Raw genomic sequence first — 6,236 nt, forward strand, 5'->3', positions numbered from 1 at the left:
AAGCTCAGGCTGTTCCAACGATCTGGATTTTAACATTTTATAATGGCACTAAGATTTCTGATCAAGGTAGAGGTTACGCTATTTATAGAGGCTTTCCAAGTCCGGCAGTAAACAGATTAGGTGAGGAAAATTTACCTTCAACTGTAGTTCCACCGGCTGGTTCAACTTCATGGTTTACAGGTACTGACGCTAACACACCTTACATAGGTGTAGCAAAAGGACCTGCTCAAGGACAGCCTATTCTTTTGGCTGCTGAGAGTCGCTTTTTACAGGCGGAAGCCTTTGCAAGAGGTTATTTAACAGGAAGTGCGAAAACAGCATTTGATGAAGGTATTAAAGCTTCTTTCAAATATATTTATCAGGATCAAGCTGGTGCTGCAATTGCAGGATGGGATTATCTTTCTGAATCTGCTGCTTATCAAACTCAGGAAAATCCAAATAATCCATTGGTGAACTACCCTGCAACAGGTTTGCAGGCGCAGATTGAAGCCATTATCACGCAAAAATATATTGCAATGAATGTGATTCACTGTGATGAGGCGTTCAATGAATTCAAAAGAACTGGATTTCCGAAAATAGTTGATGGCTCATCAGATGGACGTTTAACATTTGCTTCTAAACAATCGCAATCTACACGTCCAGATAAATTAATCAGTAGAATACTTTATCCTTCACAAGAATATTCTTATAATCCTGGCAATGTTCCTGCTGGTGTAACGTTATTTGGTTCAAGAATTTTTTGGGACTTAAATTAATTTGATAAAAATTATGAAAAAATATATCTTTAAATCATTGACTTTTTTACTAGCTGCTAGCACGCTAACATCTTGTTTAAAAGATGATACAATGATCCTGGACCCTGCTAAAGGGCACAATGTGATTGAATTCGCCAATCCTGCACAAATCGCTGTGAATGGTACGCCTTCACCAATGTATCAATTTTCTTATTCAACAGCAGTTCTTCCAACTTTACCAATTACGGTAAGTTATTCTGGCCCTGAAGCTACAGCGCCTCAAGATATTACGGTTAGAATTACTCCTGGAAATACAGCAAAAATTCAGGAATATAATACGGCAACTTCAAGTAATTATACTTTGCTAGGCGCTGAAAGTTATACTCTGAGCACCAATGAAGTGGTGATCAAAGCCGGAACAAGTAAAGCTACTTTTAATGTAGCACTTCGCCCTTTAACTTTTGCCTTTACAGGTTTACAAGTGCTTCCATTAACAATCTCTTCGGTTTCTACAGGGATCATCAGTGGAAACTTCGGAACGATTTTGTTAAACGTTACGCCAAAAAACATCTATGATGGGGTTTACAATGTAACGGCTGGAAACGTTCAGAGATTTACTGCTCCAGGTGTTCCAACGGTTAATGATGGCTTGAATGGTGACTTAGCTGGAAACCCTGATGTGTCTTTACAAACAATTAACTTAAACACTGTTCAAATCAATGGTTTAACATGGCATGGTGGTTCATCTGGTATTGCTGGTATTGATAACCTTAGAGCAACGATCGATCCAGCTACGAATCTGGTTACGATGACTGCTTTAGGTAATGCGACACTAAGAAATATTCCTGCTACGGTAAGTAGATATGACCCGGCAGCTAAAACGCTTACACTAAACTTTGAGTGGAATCCTACTTCAAATAGAAGAGCGGTTACTGGCCTAGTGCTTAAATACAATCACGAGAGATAATAATTTCAAATTCTAAAAAAAAGGTTATGATGAAAATCATAACCTTTTTTTCGTTTAAAAAGATTATATTTATTTTAATCTAAATTTAGAAAATATGAGAAACAAGTCCAGATTATTCTACCTTACTATAGGGACGCTTTTGCTTAATCAACTTTTGTTTGCGCAAGAGCAAAAAACATCAGTCCTTTCCGACCAATCCAAAGTTGTTTACGCGATGAACGATTCTAAAAAAATTGAAGGCGTATATTCTGTTTTGAAAGAAGAAGATAAAGTTTTTCTGAGAGGCGCTTACAAAGATAACGTTCGGACAGGCAACTGGTACGCTTTTAATGATGACGGCAAAGTATTCCTTCGCTACAATTATGATTTGAAGAAATTATTGTTTCTGGATACCACAAGCATTAACAGGCTCAAAGTGGAGATTGATACAAAGGATCCTGAAATAAAAGAAAAGGCAAGTATTCCTGTTCCGATTACCTCTATTGATCAATACATCTCATTACTTGGTACTGAGCTTAAGCGCATGGTTAAAACTGAAAACAAAAATGCTGATGGAACATTGGAAGCTGATTTGATTACCAAAATTGATAAAAATGGTCGTGCGAACTATCAGGCGCAATATGTTGCAGATGGAATTTTAGTCACCAAAAAACTGGTGATTTCTGAAAAAGGTTTTGACATCGACTGGATTCCTTCGAGTTACAAAGGCGTAAATTATGCTGCGACTTTTTCTGTAAAAGCGAGAATTAGTTTTACCGAAAAACCCGGTATCAAACAGCGGTTTATCTGGGTTTATTAAATAAAATATTATTTAGAAAAAGGAGGTTAAGTGATTAACCTCCTTTTTTTATTTGTAAGGAATTTAGATTAATACAATGAACAAAATTCGTGATGCTAATTTTGTTTTAATAAGATTGTAATAAAAATGTCAAAATTCAAATATACTCCTAATTATGCTGAATTTCTGAGTCATTGCCGGCGAAATAAGCATGCGTTTATTCTATCTTAGAAACTTAAATCAATCATTCACTAACTTAAATTTCATGAAAAAACTTCTACAAAGTTTGTTCGTGTTAATGCTTCTTGCTGGATCTGCATGGGCACAAAACCGAACAATTACAGGAACAGTTACTGCCAAAGAGGATGGCTTACCGCTTCCTGGTACCAGTATCCGAGTAAAAAATGCTACTGGTGGTACGACCAGTGATGTTAACGGTCGTTATACTTTAAGTGTACCAGCTGGTACTGTCGAACTAGAATTCTCTTCCGTTGGCTACTTAAAAATAAATAAATCTGTATCTGCGAATGTTACATCCCTAAATGTTTCTCTTGCAAATGATTCAAGAATACTTGACGAAGTTGTCGTAAGTGGTTACGGATCAGCGAGGCGAGTTTCGTCTACGGTAGGGACTGTAGCTATAGTAGGTGCCAGAACTGTAGAGAGCAAGCCTATTGCAAATGCTTTCGATGCTATGCAAGGTAAGGTCTCAGGCTTGCAGGTATTCACTTCGTCTGGAGAGCCATCAGCAACTTCATCAATTAGATTACATGGCGTAGGGTCTTTAGGTGCTAGTAACGCTCCATTGTTTTTGTTAGATGGTATTCAAGTGGATGAATCGACTATCTTAAATACAAATCCTAACGATATAGAAAATATATCAGTTCTGAAAGATGCATCAGCTACATCAATATATGGTGCCCGTGCTGCAAATGGTGTAATATATGTTACAACCAAAAGAGGTAAGATAGGGCAAGACGCAACCATCACCGTTCAGGGGCAATATTCGGTGGCAAATCCTGCAAGCGATAAATTTTACAGAAACTTTCTTAATACAGCTCAATTAAGCCAATTGCAAATTGAACAAGGATTAAGAACTGCAGCTCAAACTGCAACGTTGTTGGCCCAGTATCCTAATGATACTAAATGGTATGACTATTATTTTAAAAAGGATGTGCCTACTTATCAAACAGATATAACAGTTTCTGGAGGCGGTGGTAAAACATCGTACTATATCTCAGGAAGTTTCTTCGATAGTGAAGGTAACAGGTTTCGCTCTAATTTCGATCGCTATACCTTAAGGTCAAACCTAACTACTACACTAAATGATTATATGAAAATTGGTTTAAACCTTGCTGGTGGTAGTTCGGATACACAAACCAATCCTTTAGCTGGTAATGATACAAATGGACCTTTGGCACTGTTAGCTCAACCTTGGTTCTCACCTTATGATGCTAATGGTAATGAGTACTACGGTACGCAAATTCCAGGTTGGGGTAGGTATAGTCCCAGATATCTTGCTGACAATACACCGTATAACCGAAATCGTTTAACTTTTACTCCTAGTGGTTTTGTAGAGATTTCTCCTCTTAAGAATTTAACATTTAAATCTCAAGCTGGTATAGATGGATTTATTGATAGAACTACCGATGCTAGATTACCATCTTATGCAGCATTTCCGGGAGCAGGTACACTTTCTGAGTATTATTCAAGAAGGATCAATAAAACTGTTACAAATACATTAGAATATAAATTTTCTTTAAGTAAAAACAATTTTACAGCTTTAGTTGGTCAGGAATATGTAGATGGTACTACTCAAGAATTTGGGGGTAGCACAGTTGGTTTGCCGAACGATAATTTATTTATTCTACAAAATGGTAATGCAACCAATAGAGGAGTAAGCTCATTCAAAACAGAATATTCATTTAAATCGCTATTTGGACGTTTAGAATATAACTATAATAACAGATATTATATCGACGGCTCGATTCGTGAAGATAAATCTTCTCGTTTTGGCGTGAATAATAAAAGTGCTATATTCTGGTCAATTGGTGGAATGTGGAAAGCTAAGGAAGAAAGTTTTTTAAAGGATGTTGAATGGTTAAATGACTTGACAGTAAGAGCAAGTACAGGAACAAGCGGTAATTCAGCTATCGGTAATTACGACAATTTAGCTACTGCCGCTGGTGGAACCAATTATAATGGTTTGTCTACTGTTTTGCAAAGTACAGCTGGGAATCCTGATCTAGGTTGGGAAAAACAGCAAAAAACATCTTTTGGCTTTAGAGCAGAATTTATAAAACGTATTAGATTAGATGTAGAGCTCTATTTCCGTGAAACAAGCAGACAACTATTTAATGTACCTCAAGTATTTACTACGGGCTACTCATTAGTTAGAACAAATGTGGGTGCATTAGAAAATAAAGGTCTGGATGTAAGCTTAAATTTTGATGTCTGGACTAATGACGAGCATAAAGCATTTATTACTCCATACATTAATGCCAACTTTAACAAAAATAAGATCACTGAACTTTTTCAGGGAAAAAATTACTTCGTAAATTCTGGAACTGGTGTACTTTGGGCAATTGGACAACCAGTATCATTCGTTTACCCAATTTGGGCAGGTGTTAATCCGGCAAATGGATTGCCTCAATGGTACATTCCAAACGCAGGAGATGGAAGTATAAATACAAGAACTGATCCTAATGCCGTTACAAGTACTTTTTCTGCAGCTAATTTACAGCAAAACACTGGTATCGAACGCTACCCATGGTTAAATGGTGGATTTGGTTTTAATGCTGGGTATGAAGGACTTTCATTAAGTGTAGATTTCACTTTCTCACAAGGTAAATACTTAATCAATAACGATAGGTATTTCTTTGAAAACCCTACAACATTTTCAGGCTTTAACCAAGCAATAACTGTTTTAGATTATTGGAAAACTCCAGGGCAGAATGCTACGTTCCCTAACCTTACTCAACAATTTACTCAATTTGACAGCAGATTAATTGAAGATGCTTCGTTTTTGAGATTAAAGAACGTTCAATTGGCATATAACTTACCTCAGTCAATATTGAGTCACACCAAAGTAGTTAAGGGTGCAAAGATTTTCTTTGTATCAAGAAATCTTTTAACATTTACTAAGTACACTGGTCCAGATCCAGAGGTAGATTCTAACCTAACCTTAGGCGTTAACCCTAATACTAGACAAGTTGGTTTCGGTATGCAATTGACATTTTAATAAATAAGAGATATACTTTAAAATATAATAAAGTTATGAAAAATATAATTTTGGGATTAGTCGGGGCAGCAATGACTTTAACAGCGATTACTTCTTGTAAAAAACTGGATCTAAAGCCATATGATCAAGTGGATATATCTACCGGTTTTAATACCGTTCTCGATGCTAAATATTGGAATTCAGGAATATATGCTGCGCTAAGAGGCCGCGTGTATGGTAGCTACAATGTTTTACAAGAGGTACAAGGCGATCAATTAAATGCTTCAATAGATTTTGGAAACAGAAATGGAGCACCTCATCGTTGGGGGAGTTTTTTAAATAATGATGATTTCGCTGGCATTTATCAGGGATATTATTCAGGATTATCAAATATTAATGTAGTTATTAAAGGTTACGAGCAAATACAGGCTTCTGCTGGTGCACAAACTGATAGTTTAAATACTTATAAAGCTGATGCTAGAATGGCTAGAGCGTACTACTTTCATGAATTAGTAAAAAGATTTGCAGTGTGTACGT

General features: G+C 36.5%; 5 protein-coding genes. All 5 read left to right on the forward strand.

Annotation, left to right across the window (positions count from 1 at the left end):
* Nucleotides 1-755, forward strand: a 755-nt coding sequence (locus tag ON09_RS21755; RefSeq protein ID WP_010603188.1) for a SusD/RagB family nutrient-binding outer membrane lipoprotein, incomplete at its 5' end; no start/stop codon positions are given.
* Nucleotides 756-846: 91 nt separating this feature from the next.
* Complete coding sequence (locus tag ON09_RS21760; RefSeq protein WP_157259051.1) at nucleotides 847-1,701, forward strand: DUF1735 domain-containing protein; 855 nt, start codon at nucleotides 847-849, stop codon at nucleotides 1,699-1,701.
* A 94-nt stretch (nucleotides 1,702-1,795) separates the two neighbouring features.
* A complete protein-coding gene (locus ON09_RS21765; RefSeq protein ID WP_010603190.1) occupies nucleotides 1,796-2,500 on the forward strand; it encodes a hypothetical protein in 705 nt (234 codons plus the stop codon).
* 244 nt (nucleotides 2,501-2,744) lie between these two features.
* Nucleotides 2,745-5,720 carry a SusC/RagA family TonB-linked outer membrane protein gene (locus tag ON09_RS21770; protein WP_029204552.1) on the forward strand — a complete coding sequence of 992 codons (2,976 nt, stop codon included), beginning with the start codon at nucleotides 2,745-2,747 and terminating at the stop codon, nucleotides 5,718-5,720.
* A gap of 35 nt (nucleotides 5,721-5,755) precedes the next feature.
* Nucleotides 5,756-6,236 (forward strand): RagB/SusD family nutrient uptake outer membrane protein (locus ON09_RS21775; RefSeq protein WP_010603192.1); only part of this gene is annotated, 481 nt, incomplete at its 3' end.

The organism is Pedobacter agri PB92 (assembly GCF_000258495.1).
In the GTDB taxonomy this organism is placed as follows: Bacteria; Bacteroidota; Bacteroidia; order Sphingobacteriales; family Sphingobacteriaceae; genus Pedobacter; species Pedobacter agri.